General features: G+C 71.5%; 16 protein-coding genes and 1 pseudogene. 6 read left to right on the top strand and 11 right to left on the bottom strand.

Features of this window, described 5'->3' with window-relative positions:
• Positions 1 to 14 precede the first annotated feature (14 nt).
• From AC3ET4_RS10815 to AC3ET4_RS10800, 4 genes are read right to left on the bottom strand one after another with little or no spacing between them, the layout of a single operon-like run.
• Positions 15 to 1,106 carry an ABC transporter ATP-binding protein gene (locus AC3ET4_RS10815; protein ID WP_431948470.1) on the bottom strand — a complete coding sequence of 364 codons (1,092 nt, stop codon included), beginning with the start codon at positions 1,104 to 1,106 and terminating at the stop codon, positions 15 to 17.
• Positions 1,107 to 1,113: 7 nt separating this feature from the next.
• Positions 1,114 to 1,950 carry an ABC transporter permease gene (locus tag AC3ET4_RS10810; RefSeq protein ID WP_431948469.1) on the bottom strand — a complete coding sequence of 279 codons (837 nt, stop codon included), beginning with the start codon at positions 1,948 to 1,950 and terminating at the stop codon, positions 1,114 to 1,116.
• Positions 1,938 to 2,837 carry an ABC transporter permease gene (locus tag AC3ET4_RS10805; protein ID WP_431948468.1) on the bottom strand — a complete coding sequence of 300 codons (900 nt, stop codon included), beginning with the start codon at positions 2,835 to 2,837 and terminating at the stop codon, positions 1,938 to 1,940. The genes AC3ET4_RS10810 and AC3ET4_RS10805 overlap by 13 nt, the downstream gene beginning before the upstream one ends.
• An 8-nt stretch (positions 2,838 to 2,845) precedes the next feature.
• Positions 2,846 to 4,006, bottom strand: coding sequence for an ABC transporter substrate-binding protein (locus AC3ET4_RS10800; RefSeq protein ID WP_431948467.1), 1,161 nt, complete (start codon positions 4,004 to 4,006; stop codon positions 2,846 to 2,848).
• Positions 4,007 to 4,278: 272 nt separating this feature from the next.
• On the opposite strand from AC3ET4_RS10800, the gene AC3ET4_RS10795 reads away from it, so the two are divergent.
• The gene (locus AC3ET4_RS10795; RefSeq protein ID WP_431948466.1) at positions 4,279 to 5,046 is read left to right on the top strand and encodes a GntR family transcriptional regulator; all 768 of its coding nucleotides are present in this window, start codon (positions 4,279 to 4,281) and stop codon (positions 5,044 to 5,046) included.
• Here AC3ET4_RS10795 and AC3ET4_RS10790 read toward each other — a convergent pair.
• Both AC3ET4_RS10790 and AC3ET4_RS10785 read right to left on the bottom strand, forming a co-directional pair.
• Entirely contained in the window at positions 5,021 to 6,409 is a 1,389-nt protein-coding gene (locus tag AC3ET4_RS10790) for a sensor histidine kinase (RefSeq protein ID WP_431948465.1), read from the bottom strand. The genes AC3ET4_RS10795 and AC3ET4_RS10790 overlap by 26 nt on opposite strands.
• A 14-nt stretch (positions 6,410 to 6,423) precedes the next feature.
• On the bottom strand, positions 6,424 to 7,131 hold the full coding sequence (locus AC3ET4_RS10785; RefSeq protein WP_431948463.1) for a response regulator transcription factor: 708 nt from the start codon (positions 7,129 to 7,131) through the stop codon (positions 6,424 to 6,426).
• 288 nt (positions 7,132 to 7,419) lie between these two features.
• Here AC3ET4_RS10785 and AC3ET4_RS10780 point away from each other — a divergent pair, with 288 nt between their 5' ends.
• From AC3ET4_RS10780 to AC3ET4_RS10760, 5 genes are all read left to right on the top strand, one after another.
• Entirely contained in the window at positions 7,420 to 8,196 is a 777-nt protein-coding gene (locus AC3ET4_RS10780; RefSeq protein WP_431948461.1) for an amino acid ABC transporter ATP-binding protein, read from the top strand.
• A gap of 40 nt (positions 8,197 to 8,236) precedes the next feature.
• Entirely contained in the window at positions 8,237 to 9,157 is a 921-nt protein-coding gene (locus tag AC3ET4_RS10775) for a glutamate ABC transporter substrate-binding protein (RefSeq protein WP_431948459.1), read from the top strand.
• 111 nt (positions 9,158 to 9,268) lie between these two features.
• A complete protein-coding gene (locus tag AC3ET4_RS10770; protein ID WP_431948457.1) occupies positions 9,269 to 9,916 on the top strand; it encodes an amino acid ABC transporter permease in 648 nt (215 codons plus the stop codon).
• Positions 9,913 to 10,761, top strand: coding sequence for an amino acid ABC transporter permease (locus tag AC3ET4_RS10765; RefSeq protein WP_431948455.1), 849 nt, complete (start codon positions 9,913 to 9,915; stop codon positions 10,759 to 10,761). Before AC3ET4_RS10770 ends, AC3ET4_RS10765 begins: the two co-directional genes overlap by 4 nt.
• A gap of 105 nt (positions 10,762 to 10,866) precedes the next feature.
• Positions 10,867 to 12,522 (top strand): FAD-dependent monooxygenase, encoded by a 1,656-nt coding sequence (locus AC3ET4_RS10760; RefSeq protein ID WP_431948453.1) that lies wholly within the window; start codon positions 10,867 to 10,869, stop codon positions 12,520 to 12,522.
• Between the two features lie 60 nt (positions 12,523 to 12,582).
• Here AC3ET4_RS10760 and rny read toward each other — a convergent pair whose 3' ends face one another.
• The 5 genes and pseudogenes from rny to AC3ET4_RS10735 all read right to left on the bottom strand — a co-directional run bounded on the left by rny (position 12,583) and on the right by AC3ET4_RS10735 (position 17,594).
• Positions 12,583 to 14,025, bottom strand: coding sequence for a ribonuclease Y (gene rny / locus AC3ET4_RS10755; protein WP_431948451.1), 1,443 nt, complete (start codon positions 14,023 to 14,025; stop codon positions 12,583 to 12,585).
• 138 nt (positions 14,026 to 14,163) lie between these two features.
• A pseudogene (gene recX / locus AC3ET4_RS10750) lies at positions 14,164 to 14,805 on the bottom strand (recombination regulator RecX); the annotation flags it as partial.
• Entirely contained in the window at positions 14,760 to 15,899 is a 1,140-nt protein-coding gene (gene recA / locus AC3ET4_RS10745; protein WP_431948449.1) for a recombinase RecA, read from the bottom strand. The pseudogene recX and the gene recA, both read right to left, overlap by 46 nt.
• A 187-nt stretch (positions 15,900 to 16,086) precedes the next feature.
• Positions 16,087 to 17,265: an AI-2E family transporter gene (locus AC3ET4_RS10740; protein ID WP_431948447.1), complete on the bottom strand. Its 1,179-nt coding sequence runs from the start codon at positions 17,263 to 17,265 to the stop codon at positions 16,087 to 16,089.
• Positions 17,266 to 17,399: 134 nt separating this feature from the next.
• Positions 17,400 to 17,594, bottom strand: a complete 195-nt coding sequence (locus tag AC3ET4_RS10735; protein WP_431948445.1) for a DUF3046 domain-containing protein — start codon at positions 17,592 to 17,594, stop codon at positions 17,400 to 17,402.
• Between the last annotated feature and the right edge of the window lie 290 nt (positions 17,595 to 17,884).

Genomic DNA, 17,884 nt, shown 5'->3' with positions numbered 1-17,884 from the left:
GGCGGTGCAGCCGGTCAGACGGCGCGCGCGGTGACCAGGACGGGACGGTCGGGCAGGGACACGGTGACGAGGGCGCCCGGCGGCAGGGCGGCGGCCTCGTCGCCGGCCAGGTCCGCCTTGACCGGGGTGCCGTCGGCCAGTCGCACGGTCACCCTGGTGACGGCGCCCAGGAAGGAGGCCGCCACGACACGTGCGTCGCCGTCGGAGTCGGCGTTCACGCGCACCGCCTCGGGCCGGACGAGGACGTCCACCTCGGCGCCGGCGGCCAGATCGCCCTGGGCGGGGAGTCGCCGGCCGAGGACCTCGACCTGGCCGTCGCCGACGAGCCGGCCCGGCAGACGGCTGTTGGTGCCGACGAACTCGGCGACGAAGGCGGTGGCGGGGCGGCCGTACAGCTCGGCGGGGGCGGCGCACTGCTCCAGCCGCCCGGCGCTCATGACGGCGACGCGGTCCGCCATGGACAGCGCCTCCTCCTGGTCATGCGTCACGAAGAGCGTGGTGATGCCGAGTTCGCGCTGCAGGCGGCGGATCTCCTCGCGCAAGGCGGTGCGCACCTTGGCGTCCAGCGCGCTGAGCGGCTCGTCCAGGAGCAGGACGCGCGGCCGCAGCGCCAGGGCGCGGGCGAGCGCCACGCGCTGCTGCTGGCCGCCGGAGAGCTGGTGAGGGTAGCGGTCCCGGTGGTCCGGCAGGCCGACGAGCTCCAGCAGTTCGGCGGCGCGGGCGCGCCGCTCGGCGGCGCCTACCTTGCGCATGCGCAGCCCGAAGGCGACGTTGTCGGCGGCGCTCAGGTGCGGGAAGAGGCTGTAGGACTGGAAGACCATGCCCGCGTCCCGGCGGTGCGCGGGAATCCTGGTGACGTCCTTGCCGTCGACCAGCACCTGACCGGAGTCGGGGTGCTCGAAGCCGGCGAGCATCCGCAGCGCGGTGGTCTTCCCGCAACCGGAAGGACCGAGCAGGGCGAGGAGTTCACCGGGCCGGACGGTCAGGTCCAGCCCGTCGAGGGCGGTGGTGGGGCCGAAGGCGCGGCGCAGCGCCCGGAACTCGACGGTGGCGCCGCCGGGCACGGCCGGGGCCGCGTCGGCCGGGGCAGGGACGGTGTCGGTCATGTCTTCGTCACTTCCGGGAGTCGGTACGCGAGATGGGACGGCGTCCGCCGACGGCGGCCAGGACGAGCAGCAGAGCCCAGGTGACCAGCAGGCTGAGCACCGAGACGGCCACCGAGAGCTGGGCCTGCGAGCCGCTGACCGTGACGATCCACACCGCGAAGGGCTGGAAGCCCAGCACCTGGGCGACGGTGAACTCTCCGAGCACCAGGGCGAGGGTGAGGAAGGAGGCGCTCAGCAGCGCCCCGCGCAGGTTGGGCAGGACGACCCGGACCAGCGCGCGCGGCCAGTCGGCGCCGCAGGAGCGGGCCGCCTCGACCAGGGTGCGGACGTCCACCGCCCGAAGTCCGGCGTCCAGGGCGCGGTACACGAAGGGCAGCGCCATCACGACGTAGGTGAGGACGAGGACGACCGGGAAGGAGGGGTTCTGTACGGCCACGAAGGTCTGGTACAGCGGCGTACTGGCCAGGTGCTCGGGCCCCCAGCGGAGAACGCTGCTCACCCCGGCGACCAGCGCGATCGGCGGCACGACCAGAGGCAGCGAGCAGACGATCTCGACCACCGGGCGCAGCCGGGGCGCGGACAGCCGCAGGCCCACCATGGCCGGGACCATCAGCAGCAGGACGACGGCGATGGTGGCGGCCGCCAGCTCCAGAGAGAGAAGCAGGCTGGAGGTGAAGCCCTCGGCACCCAGGATCTGCCCATACGCGTCGAAGGTGACGCCTTCGCCGGGGACGTCGACCGTGAAGACCATCGAGGCCGCCAGCGGCAGCAGGAAATAGAGACCGGCGCCCGCGAGGACGAGGCTTCGCCCGGGCCGGAACGGTGCTCGGGTCAGACCAGCCATCGCGCGCTCCGTCGTTGCAGGGGCAGATGGACCGCCATGACCAGGCCGGCGACGACGACCATGTCCAGGCTGAGAGCGAGAGCGACGTTCTCCTGCCCGACCAGGACGTTGCCGGAGATGGCGTCGGCGATCTGCAGCGTGACCAGCGGCACCGAGCTGCCGACCATCGCCGCGGCGGTGGCGTAGGCGGCGAAGGCGCTGCCGAAGAGCAGCACCAGGCCGCCGAGGAGCGCGGGGGCCAGCACGGGCAGGGCCACGTGCCGCCAGTACTGGGCGTTGGTGGCGCCGTTGTTCTGGGCCGCCTCGCGCCACTGGACCCGCAGCCCCTCCAGCGCCGGGGTCACGGTGAGCACCATGAGCGGGATGAGGAAGTAGAGGTAGACGATGACCAGGCCCCAGAAGCTGTAGAGGCTCCATCCGTGGTCCGCGAGGCCCAGATGACGGGTGAGCACGCCGGAGTTGCCCAGGGTGGCCACGAAGGCGAAGGCCAGGGGCACACCGCCGAAGTTGGCGAGCACACCGGAGGCGGTGAGCACGGCCTCGCGCAGCGCGCGGTACCGCGAGGTCACCACTGCCTGCGCGAGCAGCAGCCCGAGCAACGCGCCGATGGCGGCGGAGACCGCGGACAGCTTGACGCTGCCCCACAGGGCGGTGAGGTAAGCGCCCTGCAGTGAGGCCGTCAGGTTCGCCGTGGTGTACGAGGAGGCCCCGCTCGCGGGGTCCTTGACGGTGAAGGCGCCGTTCAGCATGGCGACCGCTGGGGCCCCGAAGCCGATCGCCACGAAGACGAGCAGCGGGAGCACCGCGAGCCGGCCGGCCGAGCGCCGCCGCCGCGCCGGGGCGGCGGCCCCGGCAGTGGCGGCGACGGGCGCCTCGGTGGCGGTCATCGGGCCGGTCATCCGGAGACGGCCTTGCCCCAGCCCTGGGCCAGCACTTCCTTGGCCTTGGCCTGCTGGTCCTCGGTCGGGAAGGACGGGGTGCCGGTGACCGCGGGGAGCTTGGCGGCGGCGGTCCTGTCGAGGGTGCCGGCCTTGTCCATGGCGGGCATCAGGACGGGGCGCGCGAAGCCGGCGAGCCAGAGGTTCTGCCCCTCGGGGCTGTAGAGGTACTCCTGCCACAGGCGGGCGGCCGCCGGGTGCGGGGCGTCCTTGTTGATCGCCTGGGCGTAGAACTGGGCGTACTGGCCGTCGGTCGGGACGGAGACCTTCCAGTCCACCCCCTTGCCGGCGAACTCCTCGGCGTAGCCGGCGTTGAGGTAGTCCCAGTCGATGCTGATCGGGGTCTCACCCTTTTCGATCGTGGCCGGGGTGGACTCCACGGGGTTGTAGTTGCCGTTCTTCTTGAGCTTGCCGAAGAAGTCCAGGCCGGGCTGGATGTCGTCGAGGGAACCGCCGTTGGCGAGCGCCGCCGCGAAGACGCCGCCGAAAGCGGAGGCGGCCTTGGTGGGGTTGCCGTTGAGGGCGACCTTGCCCTTGTACTCGGGCTTGAGGAGATCGGCGAAGGAGGTCGGGCAGTTCTTGACGCGCTTGGCGTCGCACCCGATGGAGACGTAGCCGCCGTAGTCGTTGTACCAGCGGGCCCGGGCGTCCTTCTGGGCGGCGGGGATGCCGTCGAAAGCGGCGACCTCGTAGGGGGCGAGCAGACCCTGCTGGGCGGCGCTGATGGCGAAGGAGGTGCCGAGGTCGAGGACGTCGGGGGCACGGCCCTGGCCCTTGCGGGAGGTGACGGCGTTGATCTCGTCCTGGCTGGAACCGTCGGGGTTCTCCACCTGGACCTTGATGCCGTACTTCTTGGTGAAGCCGTCGATCAGCGCGCCGTAGTTCGCCCAGTCGCGGGGCAGGGCGATCGCGTTGAGCGTGCCCTCCTTCTTGGCGGCGGCGATCAACGCGTCCATGCCGCCGAACTCCTCGGCAGAGGTCGCGGTGGCCGCACTCGTGCCGTTCTTTCCGCCGGTGGTGGTCTGAGTGGTGGGAGCCGAGCCGCATGCGCTGAGCGCCAGCGCGGTCACGGCGAGGCCGGCGGCGAGGGCTGCCGCCTTCGGAAGGGACGCGGGCACGGAAGTCTCCTGAGGGGGAAGTCGGGTCCTGGGAGGTCGGCGAGCAATTCGACTTGTCCGAACAAGTTGGCTCTCAGTAGGCCGTGCTCCGATGGCCTGTCCGTGAACGGCGGGCTAACCGGGACGAGCCCGCAGAGGGCGGTCGTCCCTTCTTCCGTCACGGAGCCGGCGGAGATGTCCGGCCGCCGCGCAGCCCCGCGAGCGACCGTCGCCCGACTCGTCTACGCTGAGCGGTGTTGTGCGCAGATTGCGGTTGAACAGAAGGGGGCGCGGTGGCGGCGCGGCATGAGCAGATCGCCGAGGAGCTCCGGCGGGCCATAGACGACGAGGAGTACACGGTCGGCGCCCTGCTCCCCGCGGAGACCGCACTGGCCGCCCGCTACGGCGTCTCCCGCGGCACCGTGCGCCAGGCGGTCGCCGCGCTGACCGCGGAGGGGCTGATCGGCTCCCGCCAGGGCGCCCGCCGGGTCGTGCTGGCCAGCCGGCGCAGCCAGAGCTTCGCGGAGCTGCGCAGCTTCGCCCAGTGGGCGCGGGCCATGGGCCGCGCCGCAACCGGCGCCGTGGTGCACACCGAGACCCGGCCTGCCACCGCCGAGGACGCCACCCGCCTTCACCTGCGCGCGGGCGCCGACGTCCTGTACGTGTTGCGGGTTCGCGGCCTGGACGGTGAACGCGTCCTGGTGGAGCGCACGACCTACGCCGACTGGATCGCTCCGGCCGTGCTGCGCATAGAGCCGGACTGCGAGTCGGTCACCCAGCGGCTGTACGACGACACCGGTCTGGTCTTCGCCTACGGGGAGCACCTGATCGACGCGGTCGCGGCCGGTACCCGGGACAGCGCACTGCTGGGCGTGCGACGCGGCAGCCCGCTGCTGCGGGTCCGCCGGGTCACCACCACCCGTCAGGGCCGCCCGGTGGAGTGGTCGGACGACCGCTACCGCTCCGACGCCGTCAACTTCAGCATCCACAACTCCATCGGCTCCAACCCCCTGGCCCGCCAGGCCGGCCCCGGGCTCAGGGAGCCGTGCGCGGCACCGTGAGAGTGACCCGCAGCCCGTAGGGCTCGTTCGGGGCATAGGCGATGCGGCCCCCGCCCTGGGCCAGCAGGACCCGCGCGATGGACAGTCCCAGGCCCGAGCCGTCGACGTTCTGGTGGCGGGGGCTGCGCCAGAAGCGGTCGCCGATCCGGACGAGTTCGTCCTCGGTCAGGCCAGGGCCGCCGTCGCAGACCGTCACGTCGACGGCGCCGGGGCCGCCCCGCGGTGCGGTGGTGACCGTGACCCGTTCACCGCTCGGCGTGAACTTCACGGCGTTGTCGATCACGGCGTCGAGGGCGCTGGACAGCGCCACCGGGTCTGCCCAGCCGGTCACGGCGGCCGCGCCCCCGTAGCGCAGTTCCACGCCGTCGCGCTCGGCGACCGGCCGCCATGCCTCGACGCGTTCGGCGGCGAGGGCGGCGATGTCGGTCAGAGCGAGGTTGGCCTCCGCGTGCTCGGCGGTGGCAAGGCCCAGCAGGTCCTCCAGGACCGAGGCGAGGCGCTTGCCCTCCTCCCGGACCGAGGCGACCTCCGCGTGGCCGTCGGGCAGTTCCAGGGCCAGCAGATCGATCCGCAGCAGCAGTGCGGACAGCGGGTTGCGCAACTGGTGGGAGGCGTCGGCGACGAAAGCCCGCTGCTGGTCGAGGACCTCCTCGACGTTGTCGGCCATCTCGTTGAAGGAACGCGCCAGGCGCCGCAGCTCGGGCGGCCCTCCGGAGACCGCCACCCGGGACTTCATGCGGCCGGTGGCGATGTCGTGGGTGACCCGGTCCAGGATCCGCACCGGGCGCAGCACCCAGCCGGTCAGCCGGAAGGCGGCCATGACGGCCACGGCCATCGCGGCCAGTTCCCCGGCCGCCAGCAGCAGCCAGCCGCGCAGGATGCGCGAGCGCATGGCGCCGGCCGGCGAGTCGGTGAGCACCACCGCGACGACGTCCCCGTCCCGGACGACCGGGGAGGCGACGGGCAGCGAACGGTGCTGCCAGGGCCAGATCTGCCCGGCGTCGTGGCTGCGCCGCCCGGCGAGGGCCTCGCGGTACGCGGTGAAGGCCTCGCCGCCGGTCGGCAGCGTCCAGCCGGACGGGGCGGAGGTGATCGGCTTGCCGTCGCGGTCGAAGACGCCGGCCCTGATGCCGTACACGTCGTGATACTGCAGCATCTCCGCCCGCAGCGTGGCCTCCCGTTCGCCACCGCCGTCGGTGCTGACGTACTGCGCGAGCGCGGCGAAGCGCGCGGTGTCGTCGATGCGGTCGACGACGACCCGCTGCTGCTCGGCGGTGGCAAGGCTGGCGGCGAGCGGGAAGCCGAGCGCGAGCAGCACACCGGCCATCAGCACGATGAGCAGCGGCAGCAGCCGGGTACGCACGGAAGGGCGGTCTCCTAGGAAGAGGGCACGACGAGGCGGTACCCGACCCCGCGCACGGTCTCGATCAGGGCGGGCAGACGCAGCTTGGACCGCAGCGACGCCACATGCACCTCCAGCGTGCGCCCCGTCCCCTCCCAACTCGTGCGCCACACCTCGGTGATGATCTGCTCACGGCGGAAGACCACACCCGGCCGCTGCGCGAGCATCGCGAGGAGGTCGAACTCCTTGCGGGTCAGTGCGACCGGATCCTCGCCGACGGTGACCTGGCGGGTGGCCAACTCCACCCGGACCGGGCCGAGTGCGATCACGCCGGGCGTCCGCGCGCCCTCCGCGACGGCCTCCGCCGGCACCGACTGCGCCTTGCGACGGCAGACGGCGTGGATGCGCGCGAGCAGTTCCCCGGTGTCGTACGGCTTCACCACGTAGTCGTCGGCGCCGAGGTTGAGGCCGTGGATGCGGGAGCGCACGTCGGCCCGGGCGGTCACCATGATCACGGGAACGGCGGTGCGCACCCGGATGCGACTGCACACCTCGAAGCCGTCCTGGTCGGGCAGGCCGAGGTCGAGCAGCACCACGTCGAAGCCGGGCCCGTGGTCGGGCAGCAGCGCGTGCAGCGCCTCCTCGCCGCTGCGGGCGTGCGTGACCTGCAACCCGTGCTTGGCCAGCACGGCGGACAGCGCGGCGGCGACCCGGTGGTCGTCCTCCACGAGCAGCAGCCTCATCCGGTGACCTCCCACGGCTCGGCCCCGCACGCCCCGTCGGTCGTGCTCCCCCGAATACACGCCGATGGGCCACGTTCGCGTCAAGCGCCGCCCGGGCCCGCGCGGTGACTGTTACTGAGCCGGTACGCTGCGGCAACCGGCCGGGCTCACCCACAGTGCGCCTTTTGCGCCAGTCGGTGACCGGATCGTAATGCTCAAGTTCCCCTCAGATGTGCTGACTCGGTTTACCAAGCGTCAATAGGGTGATCACCAAGGTCTGGTCAACCGACGAGGATGGAGCACACGCCGATGACCGAAGTCCCGGTGACCGAGGACGCCGTGCCGGCGTCCGACGACCTGGTCGTACTGAAGGACGTGAACAAGCACTTCGGCGCGCTCCACGTGCTCCAGGACATCGACCTCAGCATCGGCCGCGGCGAGGTGGTGGTCGTCATCGGCCCCTCGGGGTCGGGCAAGTCGACGCTGTGCCGGGCGATCAACCGCCTGGAGACGATCGACTCGGGCAAGATCACGATCGACGGGAAGCCGCTGCCCCAGGAGGGCAGGGAGCTGGCCCGGCTGCGCGCCGACGTAGGCATGGTCTTCCAGTCCTTCAACCTCTTCGCCCACAAGACGGTCCTGGAGAACGTCACCCTCGGCCAGATCAAGGTGCGCAAGGTCGGCAAGAAGGCCGCCGAGGAACGCGCCCGCGCCCTGCTGGACCGGGTAGGCGTGGGCAGCCAGGCGGACAAGTACCCGGCGCAGCTCTCCGGTGGCCAGCAGCAGCGCGTGGCGATCGCCCGGGCGCTGGCGATGGAGCCGAAGGTGATGCTCTTCGACGAGCCGACCTCGGCGCTCGACCCGGAGATGATCAACGAGGTGCTGGAGGTCATGCAGCAGCTCGCACGCGACGGTATGACGATGGTTGTCGTCACCCACGAGATGGGCTTCGCCCGGTCCGCCGCCAACCGCGTCGTCTTCATGGCGGACGGACGGATCGTCGAGCAGGCGACGCCCGACCAGTTCTTCAGCAACCCCCGGAGCGACCGGGCCAAGGACTTCCTTTCGAAGATCCTTCACCACTGAGAGCGACACCGACGGTTCGCCGACTCTAAGGATGATCACGATGAGGTTCAAGACCACTGCCGCCGCCGCTCTGGCCGTCCTGGCACTGACCGCCACCGCCACCGCGTGCGGCAAGGAGGGCTCGCCCTCCTCGGGCTCCACCGACAAGGGCGCCTCCAGCAGCGCGCCCGCCGCCGCGCTGCCCGCCTACACCGTCAAGACCGGTGTGGACCTGGCCGGCTCGAAGACGTGGGACCGGATCAAGAAGAACGGCAAGCTCGTCGTCGGCGTCAAGGCCGACCAGCCGAACCTGGGCTACCAGGACCCGGGCAGCAAGAAGTACTCCGGCTTCGACATCGAGATCGCCAAGATGATCGCCGCCGACCTCGGCTTCGACGAAAGCAAGATCGAGTTCAAGACGATCCAGTCGGCCAACCGTGAGACCGCCATCTCCGGCGGCCAGGTCGACTACTACGTCGGCACGTACACGATCAACGACGAGCGCAAGAAGGTCGTCTCCTTCGCCGGCCCCTACTTCGTCGCGGGCCAGGACCTCCTGGTCAAGAAGGGCGGCGACATCAAGAGCACGGACGACCTCAAGGGCAAGAAGGTCTGCTCGGCGACCGGTTCCACCTCCATCCAGCGCATCAAGGAGGGCGGCTACGGCGCCGAGCCGGTCGAGTACGACTCGTACTCGCTGTGCGTGCAGAACCTCCTCTCCGGCCAGGTGGACGCGGTGACGACCGACGACGCCATCCTCAAGGGCTACGCCGCCCAGGACCCGGCCAACCTCGAGGTCCTCGGCAAGCCGTTCTCCGAGGAGCCCTACGGCGTGGGCCTGCTCAAGGACGACAAGGTCATGCAGGACGCGGTCACCAACGCCCTGAAGAACCACGAGGACAACGGCGACTGGAAGAAGGCGTACGACGCCACGCTCGGCAAGTCCGGCGTGAGCGCCGAGATCCCGCAGCTCCAGTCCTGAAGCGGTCGGGACCCGGCCTGACCCGGGTCCCGACCTTCCTCCCCGGCACAGCCCGAGCCTGATGCGCCGGCGGCCCGGAGCGGCCGTCGGCGCACCCCTTTCGGAGAATCGATGAACGTACTGCTGGACAACTTCGCGCTCTTCCGCGAGGGGTTCCTCGGCACGGTCGAGCTGACCGCGCTCAGCGGGGCGATCGCCCTGGTGCTCGGGGTGATCATGGCCGCGTTCCGGGTGTCCCCCGTGCCGCCCCTGCGCGCCTTCGGCGCGGCGTGGGTGACCTTGCTGCGCAACACCCCGCTGACCCTGCTCTTCTTCATCGCGGTGCTGGTGCTCCCCCGGCTGGGGCTGAACACCTGGAGCTTCTTCCGGCTCGCCGTGCTCGCCCTGAGCTGCTACACCTCGGCGTTCATCTGCGAGGCCGTGCGCTCGGGCATCAACACCGTCCCGCTCGGGCAGGCGGAGGCCGCCCGCAGCCTCGGGATGACCTTCGCCCAGACCCTGCGGCTGATCATCCTGCCGCAGGCCACCCGGACGGTGCTGCCGCCGATCGGCAGCCTGCTGATCGCGCTCACCAAGAACTCCGCCATCGCCGGTGGCTTCAGCGTCACCGAGCTGTTCAGCGTGCAGAAAGAGCTCAGCGAGAACGGCTTCGACATCTTCGCGACCTTCATCTGGGTGGCAGTCGCCTACCTGGTCATCACCCTCTTCATCAGCGCGGTCTTCCGACTGCTCGAGAACCGGCTGGCGGTGGCCCGATGAGCGCGAACGTCCTCTTCGACGCACCCGGCCCCCGGGGCAGGGCTCGCAACCGGATCGTCGGCGCGATCGCCGCCCTCGCGATCCTCGCCCTGCTGTGGTTCGTCTACCGGCGGCTGGACGACTCCGGGCAGTTCGCCGCGTACCTGTGGGAGCCCTTCCAGTACACCGACATCCAGCAGCGCCTCGTCGACGGTCTCGTCTCCACACTGAAGGCCTTCGCGCTCGCGGCGGTCTTCTCGCTGCTGCTGGGCGCCGCGCTGGCGGCGGGCCGGTTGTCGGACCACGCCCCGGTGCGGTGGGTGGCGACCGTCATCGTGGAGTTCTTCCGCGCGATGCCGCTGCTGATCATGATCTTCGCGCTGTACGTGGGCCTCTTCACCACCGCCCCGCTGTGGGCGCTGGTGATCGGCCTGACGCTCTACAACGGCTCCGTTCAGGCCGAGATCTTCCGGGCCGGCATCAACGCCGTGCCGAAGGGGCAGCGCGAGGCCGCCTACGCCATCGGCCTGCGCAAGACGCAGGTCATGGTCTTCGTGCTGATCCCCCAGGCGGTCCGGGCGATGCTGCCGTCGATCATCAGCCAGCTGGTGGTCACCCTGAAGGACACCTCGCTCGGCTACATCATCACGTACGAGGAACTGCTCTACGTGGGCAACCTCATCGCCAAGAACAGCACGGGCTTCCCCTTCATCCCGATGATCATCATCGTGGCGCCGATCTACATCCTGATGTGCCTGGCCCTCAGCTCCCTGGCCAACTGGATCGAGCGCCGCGGCCGGCGCAGCCGCAAGGGCGCGCCGCCGAAGGCCGGGGACATCAAGGCGGTGGAGGCCGCGGCGGAGTGACGGTGCGCCAGGCGCACCACCGCACGACGGGTGTGGTCACTTGACGCGGGCACGCGCAGTAGGTTGCATACGCAATGTGACCGCACACCTTCCCGGGACCGCGCAGTGGACCCGGTGATCATCGCGGGGGCGGGCCCGGTCGGGCTCGCCCTCGCGCTCTGCCTGGCTCGGCACGACGTGCCGAGCATCGTGCTGGGCGAACACGACCACGCGCCCTCGCTCTCCGCGGAACGCACGGCCGTCCTGAGTCCCGAGACCGCCGGACTGCTCGTCCGGCTGGGCCATCGCGGACTCCACGCGTCGGGCGCCACCTGGGAGGCGTGGCGGACGCTGCGCCGCCGGCAGGAGGTCGTGCGCGTGGAGTTCGGCGACCCGGCGTCCGGTGGGCAGGGCCCCTCCCCGCTGCACATCGGGCAGGAGCACCTGGAGCGCGGGCTGCGGGAAGCCCTCGCCGAGCAGGCGCTGGCACGGATCGTCCCCGGGGCACGCGTCGACGCCGTCGAGCAGGACGACCGGGGCGTCAGCGTCCGCACCAAGGGCGCCAACGCCACCTGGTGGCGCGGGAGTCATCTCATCGGCTGCGACGGCCCGCGGTCCACCGTACGCAAGCTGCTGGGGGTGCGCTTCCCCGGCCGCACAGCCGTCGACCGGCACGCCGTGGCCGCCCTGCGGGTGGCGCTGCCCGACAAGGGCGTGGCGCTGCTGCACCGCGAGCCGCCGGGGCCCGGCGCGGGCACCGAGGTGACGGCCCGTCCGCTGCCGGACGGGGTGTGGCGCCTGGACTGGCTGCTTCCCGCACGCGGCGGGCCGCTCACCTCCGACGAACTGGTCTCACGCATCCGCGGGACCCTCATGGCCTGGTGCGGAAGCGTGCCCTCCTATGAACTGCTGGGCTCCTCGGAGTACCCGGTGCACCAGCGGCTGGCCCGGCGCTGGCGCGCCGGACGGGTCTTCCTGGCGGGCGACGCGGCGCACCTCATGGGCGCGCTGGGCGCGCAGGGCCTGGAGGAGGGCCTGCGCGACGCCGACAACCTCGCCTGGAAGCTCTCCCTGGCCTGGCACCACGGGGCCTCGGACACCCTGCTCGACAGCTACCAGGCCGAACGGCGCGGCGCCGTGGGCGCCCGGCTGCGGGCCACCGACCAAGTGCTGCCGCTGCTGCGGGCCGGAGGTGTCTGGCACACGGTGCGGCGCTCCGTGCTGTCCGGTTCCGCCCGGCGGCACGCCGAACTGCTCACCGACGGCCACCTCGGCCGGGGCCCGCTCGGCGCTGCGCCGGTGTACGCCCGCTCACCGCTCGCTCTGCCCGCGCCCCGCGGTTCGGGCGCGGCGACCTCGGCCTCCTCGGCGGCCGCGCCGTCACCTCTCCTGGGGTCCTGTGCCACTCCAGTGGGCGGTGCGGTCGTGGACGTCCCCGTCACGGCACTGGACGGCTCCAGAGCGCGCCTGTACGAGCGCCTCGGACGGGACCTGCTGGTCGTCCTGGTCGCGCCCGGCACCGGCGTGTGGGAGAGCCGGCACTGGCTCACCGCGGGCCTGATGCCCCGGCTGGCCAAGGCGGTGGCGGCTCTGCCCACCACGGCGGAACTGCTCGTCGCGGAGGCCTATCCCGGGTCGACGGCGCACAGCGTGCTGCTGATCCGCCCGGACGGCCATCTGGTGACGGTGATGACCGGCTGCCGCCCGACCGAGCTGTACGCCTACGCCGACCTTGCCCGCGGCGGCCCGCCGACCCCGGTCCAGGACCGGGTGCCGCACTGACCGTCCGTGCCCTGGCCGGGCTCCGCTCGCACACCCGTCCAGGACCCGTCCGCGGTGTGTTCAGCGGGCGCACTCCGTGGTGCGGGACTCCCGGACGACGGTGATGCGGATCTGGCCCGGGTAGGTGAGCTCCTCCTCGACCTGCTTGGCCACGTCGCGGGCGATGACCTGCGCCTGGATGTCGTCCACGTCCTCCGGACTCACCATGACCCGGACCTCGCGGCCCGCCTGCATGGCGAAGACCTTGACGACGCCCGGGTGCGCGGCGGCGATCTGCTCCAGCCGCTTGAGCCGGCGCACATAGCTCTCCAGGGACTCGCGCCGTGCGCCGGGACGCCCCCCGGAGATGCCGTCGGCGGCCTGGGTGAGGACCGCCTCGACGGTGCGGGGCTCGACCTCGTTGTGATGAGCCTCGATGGCGTGGACGACGTCCTCGCACTCCCCGTGCCGCCGCGCCAGGTCGGCGCCGATGAGGGCGTGGCTGCCCTCGACCTCGTGGGTGAGTGCCTTGCCGATGTCGTGCAGAAGCGTGCCGCGCTTGGCCACGGACGGGTCGATACCGAGCTCGGCGGCCATCATGCCTGCGATGTGGGCGGACTCCAGAAGGTGGCCGAGCACGTTCTGGCCGTAGGAGGTGCGGTAGCGCAGCCGCCCGAGCAGGGCGACCAGTTCGGGATGCATGTCGGTGATACCGATCTCGGTGAGCGCGTCCTCGCCGTGGCGCACGCACAACTGCTGGACCTCGGCCTGCTTGCGCTCGTAGACCTCCTCGATGCGGTGCGGGTGGATGCGGCCGTCGGTGACGAGCGCGTCGAGGGCGAGCCGGGCGACCTCGCGGCGCACCGGGTCGAAGCAGGAGAGCAGCACCGCCTCGGGCGTGTCGTCGATGATGAGGTTGACCCCGGTGACGGCCTCGAAAGCACGGATGTTGCGGCCCTCGCGGCCGATGATCCGGCCCTTCATCTCGTCGCCCGGCAGGTGCAGCACCGAGACCACCGACTCGGCGGTCTGCTCGGTGGCCACTCGCTGGATGGCCCCGGCGACGATGCGCCGGGCGCGTTCCTCTCCGCGGTCACGGGCGGCCCGCTCGATATCGCGGACGATCACCGCCGCCTCACGCTTGGCCTGTTGCTCGGCGGAGCGCACAAGGTCGGCGCGGGCCTCGGCGGCGGTATAGGCGGCCACGCGCTCCAGGACCTCGCGCCGCTCGTCCTCCAGCCGGTTGAGCTCGGCGCGGCGGTGCTCCAGTTCCTCGCGTTCCTCGGCCAGTTCGCGGCGCCGCCGGTGGAGTTGCTCCGACTCGGCGTCGATACGGGACTCCCGGTCTGCGAGCCGCTGCTCGCGCCGTTCCAAGTCGGCCCGGATCTCGCGGACTTCCTCCTTCGCGGTGGCCCGGATCTCCCGGGCCTCGCGCTCGGCGGCCGCCCTGAGCCGCTCACGCTCCGCATGGAGCCGTTGGAGCAGCACGCCCGCGAGGACGGCGACGGACACGGTGACAGCCACGGCCACGACCGTGAAAACGGATTCGGTCCCCAGCGCGATGCCCATGGCACCAACTCCCGTATCTGCGAGGCCCCAATCCCTCACCCGTTGTGAGGCTAAGTGGACACACAGGTACGGTCAAGGAACCTCAACGGAGGTTCAGTCGGGCAGGTACTGCGCCAGCGATTCCGCATCCTCGCCCTCCTCCTCCAGGGCGCGGCGGACCACTCTCAGGGCGAGCCCTTCGGCATACCCCTTGCGGGCCAGCATCCCGGCGAGCCGGCGGATCCGCTTCTCCCTCTCCAGGCCGCGAGTGGCTCGGAGCTTGCGGTCGACGAGAGCGCGCGCCGTCTCCTCCTCCTGCTCCGCGTCGAGCTGCCCCACCGCGTGACCGATCGCCTCGGCGTCCACCCCCCGGGTGCGCAGTTCCTGGGCGAGGGCGCGTCGGGCCAGGCCCCGGCCGTGGTGCCGGGACTCCACCCAGGCGTTGGCGAACGCCTGGTCGTCGATCAGCCCGACGTCCTCGAACCTCTCCAGCACATGCTCCGCCGCCTCCTCCGGAATCTCCCGGCGGCGCATGGCGTCCGCAAGCTGCTTGCGAGTACGCGGGGTCCCGGTGAGCAGGCGCAAGCAGAGCGCCCGCGCCTGCTCCACGGGGTCCAGCGGGCGCTCCGGCTCGACCCCGGGCCTCTCCTGCCCGAAGGCAGGCGAGGAGGGAGAGAAGGCTCCGCGACCCTTGTGCCCGGACGCCACCGTCAGGCCTTGACGGCCGCGGCCTTGGTGGCCTTGGTGGCCTTGAGCGCCGGGATGGTCGTTGCATCGGCCTTGGCCGGGTCAGCCGCCGCTGCGTCGGCGGGAGCGCCCGCGGCGGTGCCGGACTCCTCGGCCAGGGCCTCGGGCCGGACGCCGATGCCGAGCTTCTCCTTGATCTTCCTCTCGATCTCGTCGGCGAGGTCGGGGTTGTCACGCAGGAAGTTCCGCGCGTTCTCCTTGCCCTGACCGAGCTGGTCGCCCTCGTACGTGTACCAGGCGCCGGACTTGCGGATGAAGCCGTGCTCCACACCCATGTCGATCAGCCCGCCCTCGCGGCTGATGCCCTGGCCGTACAGGATGTCGAACTCGGCCTGCTTGAAGGGCGGCGCGACCTTGTTCTTGACGATCTTCACACGGGTGCGGTTGCCCACCGCCTCGGTGCCGTCCTTGAGGGTCTCGATGCGGCGGATGTCCAGACGCACGGAGGCGTAGAACTTCAGCGCCCGGCCACCGGTCGTCGTCTCCGGGGAGCCGAACATCACGCCGACCTTCTCACGGAGCTGGTTGATGAAGATCGCGGTGGTCTTGGACTGGCTCAGCGCACCGGTGATCTTGCGCAGCGCCTGGCTCATCAGACGGGCCTGCAGACCCACGTGCGAGTCGCCCATCTCGCCCTCGATCTCGGCGCGCGGCACGAGGGCAGCCACGGAGTCGATCACGATGAGGTCCAGCGCGCCGGAGCGGATCAGCATGTCGGTGATCTCGAGGGCCTGCTCACCGTTGTCCGGCTGGGACAGCAGCAGCGAGTCCACGTCCACGCCGAGGCGGCGGGCGTACTCCGGGTCGAGGGCGTGCTCGGCGTCCACGAAGGCGACCTTGCCGCCGGCTCGCTGGGCGTTGGCCACCGCGTGCAGGGTCAGGGTCGTCTTTCCGGAGGACTCCGGGCCGTACACCTCCACCACACGACCGCGCGGGAGACCGCCGACACCGAGGGCGACGTCCAGGGCGGTGGACCCCGTCGAGATGACCTCGATGGGCTCGTTCGGCCGATCACCGAGGCGCATGACAGCACCCTTGCCGAACTGTCGTTCAATCTGTGCGAGCGCGGCGTCGAGCGCCTTGTCGCGGTCGGTTCCTGCCATGGGTTCCACCCTGGGTGTCTGAGTCGTTCGCTTCACGTCCATGACGCTACTGCCTGCCACTGACAATGCGCCCCGACGCCGCCCCGGCCTGTGGACAACCCCACGGGAGTCCGTGGAAGCCCTTGGGAAACCGGGCCCGGACATCCATGAGAATGGATGTTCGATTTTCATGTCAAGCGACCCGGCCTCAGGCGCCCCCGCCGTCCGCCCCGCCACGGCCGGTCCCGGCGGCCCCGCCGGTGTCGCCGTCCTCGCTTCCGCCGTCCGCCCCGCCCGGACCGCCTTCGTGCGATCGCCGGCGAAACAGCGGCCGCCGCTGCGGCCCGTGCGCGCGCGGATCCGTCACGGCGTACCGCTTCACGTACGCCCCGAGGAAGCCCTGCAGTGTCGCCGTCGCCGGGATCGCCACCAAAGCGCCCACCGCGCCAAGGAGCGCGGCGCCGGCGATCACCGATCCGAAGGCCACCGCGGGGTGGATGTCGACGGTGCGCGCGGTGATCCGCGGCTGCAGCACATAGTTCTCGAACTGCTGGTAGAGCACCACGAAGCCGAGCACCCACACCGCGTCCCAAGGGTCCTGCGTGAAGGCGATCAGCATCGGCAGCGCCCCTGCCAGGTAGGTGCCGACCGTCGGCACGAACTGCGAGACCACGCCGACCCAGACCGCCAGCGCCGGCGCGTACGGCACCCCGACGACCACGAACAGCACGTAGTGGGCGGTGCCCGAGATCAGCGCCATCAGCGCCCGCGAGTACAGGTAGCCGCCGGTCTTGGCCACCGCGATCTCCCAGGCCCGCAGCACCTCGGCCTGCCGGGCGGGCGGCAGCACCGAGCACACCGCACGGCGCATCCGGGGGCCGTCGGCGGCGAAGTAGAAGGTGAAGAGGCTGATCGTCAGCACCTGGAAGACCCCGCCGAGCACCGTCGCCGACAGTCCCCACACGTTGCCGGCCTGCCGCTGCACGTAAGTGCGCAGCCAGTCGGAGTGCAGCACGTTCTCCTGCAGCTTGCCCACGGACAAGTCGGTGCCGAAGGTCTGGTTGATCCACACGACCACGTCGTCGACGTACTCCGGCAGGTTGCGGCCGATCGTGGTGATCTGGTCCACCAGCAGGGAGCCGAGCAGCACCACGAAGATCCCGCCGGCGGCCAGCACGAGCAGGAAGACCAGCCCGGTCGCCCATCCCCTGCGCATACCGCGCGCGGCCATCCAGTCCACCGCCGGCTCGATCGCCAGGGCTCCGAAGAAGGCCAGCAGGATGTTCACCAGCAAACCGATGACCTGGTGGAATGCCCAGTTCGCCAGTTGGAAGACGGCCAGCAGCGCGAAAGCCAGCAGCATCGCCTTCGGCAGCCAGCGCGGCATACCGGAACCCCCGGCGCCCTCCCCCGCCCCCGTCCCCCGTCCCGGATCCCCGGGCTCCCCCGGCGACCGCGTCCCCTCGCTCGCCCCGGCTATCGTCTCGTCTCTTCCCGCCACGGCGTCAGCCCCACCCCGGCTCAGCGGCGGGACGCCGGAACGTCGACGGCCGCGCACACCGCCCGCCACACGTCCTTGGTCTCCCAGCCCTCGTCCAGTGCCTGGTGCACGGTCCGGCCGCCGAGCTCGGACATCACGTGGTCGCGCGCGAAGGAGTCGGCGTACGCCTCGCCGAAGTGCGCGCGCATCCGTTCCCAGAACACCGTCAGCTTCATGTGCCCCATTATCGCGCGCCACCGACCGAACGGGCGGGCGTCGCACTGAGGCGCAGGCGCCGGCTACCAGGCCCGCCGCACCCGCGGGGGCCCGTCGGCGCCTCGGGTAGACTGGGCGCAGCGAAGGGGAGTAGTCCCGCAATACCGGCTGGTCGACATACTGGACGTCCGTGGACGTCCCGGCCGCCGGGCCGCCGCACCGGGTGCGGGGTGGACGAGACCTTCGGCCAAGGCAAGACCTGGCCCGCACCAGTGTGCGGGCCACTCCGTCGTGCCGGGCCGTTGGCGCT

The organism is Actinacidiphila sp. bgisy167 (genome assembly GCF_057707665.1).
Note: the sequence above shows the minus strand (reverse complement) of the source record. Positions and strands in the feature narration are given on the sequence as shown.

Excerpts from the sequence above, each read along its gene's own strand:
- AC3ET4_RS10810 (WP_431948469.1), bottom strand. The coding sequence starts at position 1,950 with ATGGCTGGTCTGACCCGAGCACCGTTCCGGCCCGGGCGAAGCCTCGTC.
- AC3ET4_RS10765 (WP_431948455.1), top strand. The coding sequence starts at position 9,913 with ATGAGCGCGAACGTCCTCTTCGACGCACCCGGCCCCCGGGGCAGGGCT.
- AC3ET4_RS10775 (WP_431948459.1), top strand. The coding sequence starts at position 8,237 with ATGAGGTTCAAGACCACTGCCGCCGCCGCTCTGGCCGTCCTGGCACTG.
- AC3ET4_RS10785 (WP_431948463.1), bottom strand. The coding sequence starts at position 7,131 with ATGAGGCTGCTGCTCGTGGAGGACGACCACCGGGTCGCCGCCGCGCTG.
- AC3ET4_RS10735 (WP_431948445.1), bottom strand. The coding sequence starts at position 17,594 with ATGAAGCTGACGGTGTTCTGGGAACGGATGCGCGCGCACTTCGGCGAG.
- AC3ET4_RS10780 (WP_431948461.1), top strand. The coding sequence starts at position 7,420 with ATGACCGAAGTCCCGGTGACCGAGGACGCCGTGCCGGCGTCCGACGAC.
- AC3ET4_RS10740 (WP_431948447.1), bottom strand. The coding sequence starts at position 17,265 with ATGCCGCGCTGGCTGCCGAAGGCGATGCTGCTGGCTTTCGCGCTGCTG.
- AC3ET4_RS10815 (WP_431948470.1), bottom strand. The coding sequence starts at position 1,106 with ATGACCGACACCGTCCCTGCCCCGGCCGACGCGGCCCCGGCCGTGCCC.
- AC3ET4_RS10770 (WP_431948457.1), top strand. The coding sequence starts at position 9,269 with ATGAACGTACTGCTGGACAACTTCGCGCTCTTCCGCGAGGGGTTCCTC.
- AC3ET4_RS10805 (WP_431948468.1), bottom strand. The coding sequence starts at position 2,837 with ATGACCGCCACCGAGGCGCCCGTCGCCGCCACTGCCGGGGCCGCCGCC.
- recA (WP_431948449.1), bottom strand. The coding sequence starts at position 15,899 with ATGGCAGGAACCGACCGCGACAAGGCGCTCGACGCCGCGCTCGCACAG.